Source organism: Paenibacillus zanthoxyli JH29 (genome assembly GCF_000520715.1).
In the GTDB taxonomy this organism is placed as follows: domain Bacteria; phylum Bacillota; class Bacilli; order Paenibacillales; family Paenibacillaceae; genus Paenibacillus_AQ; species Paenibacillus_AQ zanthoxyli.
The window spans coordinates 1-3894 of record NZ_ASSD01000080.1; the positions used below are offsets into that span (position 1 = coordinate 1).

Here is a 3894-nt window from a genome sequence, read left to right on the forward strand (position 1 = left end):
CTCGCTCTTTTTGCTGAAGATAGATAAGGTATAGCGTTTGCTCCACACCTGTGATACAATAAGAATCCTTTTTGTGCGAGCATGGCGGCGGGGCTGCAGGCTCCTTTAGCCGGTTTTGCCTTACATGGATGGGGATAAGGCTTTTCCCCAATACTACTTTTAGGAGGTAACTGAAATTGGAGGACAACTTTCAAAGTGCCTATCAAGAGGAACAAGAGAGGCTGAACACGGCGCTCGCGGAAATTGACCGGCAGCTGGAGACGCTAAAGAACACACCGGTGTACACAGGCAATGATTACACAGAGCAGATTCTGGAAGATGCGAGGGAGCAAAGACGCGGAAATCTGACCAAGCTGCGGCAGGAGCCTTATTTCGGACGGCTGGGCTTTGAAGAGAGCGGCGATGGGGTGCGCAAGGCGCTCTATATCGGTAAAATCGGCGTAGACCGCGAGCAGGTCAGCGACCGTCCGCTCGTCATTGATTGGCGCGCGCCGGTGGCGAGCCTGTTCTATTCGTTTACCGGTGGCACGGAGCCGGCTTCCTACGAATCCCCCGAAGGCATCATTGAGGGGCTTGTTTATCTTAAACGGAACGTCGTGATTCGCAAGAGGATTCTGGAACGGGTGGCGGACACTTACGACCGTGAGAGCGACGGCCCGGCGGTATCGGATGAATTTCTGGTCTACCGCTTGGGAGAGAACAAGGATAACCGGCTAAGGGATATCGTATCGACCATCCAGGAAGAGCAGGACCGCATTATCCGGGCGGCAAAAAATACGGCGCTCATCATCCAGGGCGTGGCCGGCAGCGGTAAGACGACAGTCGCACTGCACCGGCTCGCTTTTTTGCTGTACCAATACAAAGAGCAGGTGTCGGCGGAGCGGATGATTATTTTTGCCCCGAACCGGATGTTCCTGGACTATATTTCCGATGTATTGCCCGAGCTTGGGGTTGGCAACATTCAGCAGAGCACCTTTGCCGACTGGGCGGGAGACCTGCTGGGTTTGGAGCTGCCGCAAAATGACGCCATGGAGACGCTGAACCGCTGGTTCGAGGCGCCGGGCGGCATGCCGGAAATCACGGATGAGACTCCGGGACGCTTCAAGGGCGCGACGAAGCTGATGGCCATTATCGAAGACGCGGTGCGGCGGTTGGAATCGGGCTCGGTTCCCGAAGGAGATTTCATTCCGTGGGAGGGTGCGGTTCTGCCCCGCCGGACGATTCTCCGGTGGCATAATGAAGAATATGCTCCCTATCCGCCTGCCAAGCGTAAGGAACGGGTAATGGCCCGGATTCACCGCTGGATCGAAATGGAACTTAAGAAAAGCCCTTCCGCCGCAGCGCTGAAAGACCGGAAGAAAAAAGGGGCGCAGCGCGAGAAGGCATACGGCTCGAAATGGCCCAAATACGATCCGCTGACGATTTACAAGCAAATCTTCCGCGCCATAAAGACGCCTGCGGATTGGCCGGCTGAAGCGCCCGAAGCCATTCCGGCAGCCGTGTTGAAGGAAACGCGCGGTCAACTCAAGAAGGGGATCGTGCTGGAGGAGGATTTGCCGCCGCTGCTCTATATTCATTACCTGCTGAACGGGGACGAGGGCGTGCAGAAATTCGACCATATCGTCATCGACGAGGCGCAGGATTTCTCGCCTTTCCAGATCGCAGTGCTTGATCTGTATGTGCGCGGCCACTCTTTTACCATACTGGGTGATTTGTCGCAGGGCATCCATGCCTATAAAGGAGTTCATGACTGGAACGAAATGCAGTCTCTGTTCGCGCCGGAGCATACATCCTACCATGCGTTGACCCGAAGCTACCGGTCCACCATGGAAATTATCGATTTTGCAAACGGAATATTGTCGGCCGGTGTGCACAGCGAACTGCTTGCCGTTTCGGTATTCCGCAGCGGCAGCCCCGTACGTATGATTCAATACGGCGAGGAGCGGGTGGCCGACATTCAGGCCGCGCTCGCGGACTTGTCGGGAAGAGATTACCGGACGGTAGCGGTCTTGACCCGGACACTGGCCGATGCGTCGCATTTGTATGAAGTCCTGTCGGCGCATTTTGACGATATCCATCTGATCGACGGGGGGATCACGGAATACCAGGGTGGGCTCTCGGTGCTGCCGCTTTATTTGTCCAAGGGACTGGAGTTTGACGCCGTTATCGTTGCAGATGCCGACCTGGACTCCTATGGAGAGACGGCATGGGACGCGAAGCTGCTGTATGTAGGCTCTACCCGGGCGCTGCATGAGCTGTGGCTGCTGCATAACGGCAGAATGCCGGGCTACTTGCACCAAGCGGCGGAGGCTGTGGAAACGGCTCCCGGATGGCCGGATGTTTCGGGAGAATCCCATCGCAATTAACCTGGCAAGCAGGATGAATCGCAAGGCGGTCTGGAGCTTTGTTTTCGGGCTGCTTTTTACTTCGCCGTCTGCCGCCGAAAGCGGTAGGCGTTTTTTTGCTGTGAAGCCGTTTTCCGTTTGGGAAGCATACTTTAGCCGGTATGAAGCGATAAACTATAGTGCAGTTATGCTCTCTACCCTATGAAGTGGTATGATAGAGTAATACAGCTTACAGCAAGGAGTGTAGAAATGGATTTATTTTCTTTCGGGAATGAGGCCGGGGACGGCCGCCTGCTGGCGGACCGCATGCGTCCGGAGACTCTCGATGAATATATAGGCCAGGAGCATATTGTGGGCAAAGGAAAGCTGCTGCGCCGGGCGATTGAAGCCGATCAGGTTTCATCCATTCTGCTGTACGGGCCCCCTGGCTGCGGCAAAACGACGCTCGCCCACATCATCTCCCACCAAACGAAGGGAGAGTTCGTGCGGCTGAACGCCGTGGAGGCGACGGTCAAAGATGTAAGGGAAGTCATCGAACGGGCGCAGAACGCCAAAGCGCTGTACGGCACGAAGACGATCCTGTTTCTGGACGAGGTGCACCGGTTCAACAGCTCCCGCCAGGACGCACTCCTTCCGGCGGTGGAGAAGGGCACGATTATCTTCATCGGGGCGACGACGGAAAATCCGTTCCATTATGTGAACGGCGCCCTTATGAGCCGCTCTACGTTGTTCCAACTGGAGCCGCTGAACAAAGCACACAGCCTGACCGCGATGCGGCGGGCGCTGGCAGACCGGGAGAAAGGGCTCGGCTTTATGGATCTTCAGGTCGACGAGGCCGCGCTGGACCATATCGCGGCGATGGCGAACGGCGATATCCGCCGGGCGCTGAATGCGCTGGAGCTGGCCGCGCTGACGACGCCGCCAGGCAGCGGCGGAACCGTGCATGTGACGCTTGAGGTGGCGGAGGACTCCATCCGCCGACCAACCGTCAAAGCGGACGAATCCACGCAGTACGACGTGCTGTCCGCTTTTCACAAAAGCATTCGCGGCTCCAGCGACGCCGCACTGTTCTGGTTCCTCTACGCTGTAGAGAAGCTCGGGATGGACCCGATTGTCTTCATCCGCCGTCTGATCGCGGCGGCCAGCGAGGATATCGGGCTGGCGAATCCGCAGGCGATGGTGCAGGCGGTCAGCGCGCTGGAGGCGTACCGCAACAACGGCTGGCCGGAGGCGAAGCTCAATATCGCCCAGGCGATTCTATTCGCGGTCGAGAGCCCGAAGTCCAACGCCGTGTACATGGCGATCTCCAGAGCGATGTCGGCGATCGGCGAGCTGAAGTCTGCCGAAGTCCCGCTGCATTTGCGGGATACGCATTATAAGGGCTCAGCGCAGCTGGGACATGGCGGATACAAGTATCCGCATGATTTTCCCGGCCATTACGTCAAGCAGGAGTACCTGCCTGGGGCGATCTCGCGCCGGGTCTTTTACCAGGCGACCGAGCAGGGCAACGAAGTGAAGATCCGCCATAACCAGGCGCTACGGCGGGGGA

The 3894-nt window shown here is 57.5% G+C and carries 2 protein-coding genes; both read left to right on the forward strand.

The features are described 5' to 3' along the window. Nucleotides 1-176: 176 nt before the first annotated feature. Nucleotides 177-2366: a HelD family protein gene (locus tag L691_RS0103110; protein ID WP_025688720.1), complete on the forward strand. Its 2190-nt coding sequence runs from the start codon at nucleotides 177-179 to the stop codon at nucleotides 2364-2366. A 228-nt stretch (nucleotides 2367-2594) separates the two neighbouring features. Further along, a partial coding sequence (locus L691_RS0103115) for a replication-associated recombination protein A (protein ID WP_025688722.1) occupies nucleotides 2595-3894 on the forward strand: 1300 nt, incomplete at its 3' end.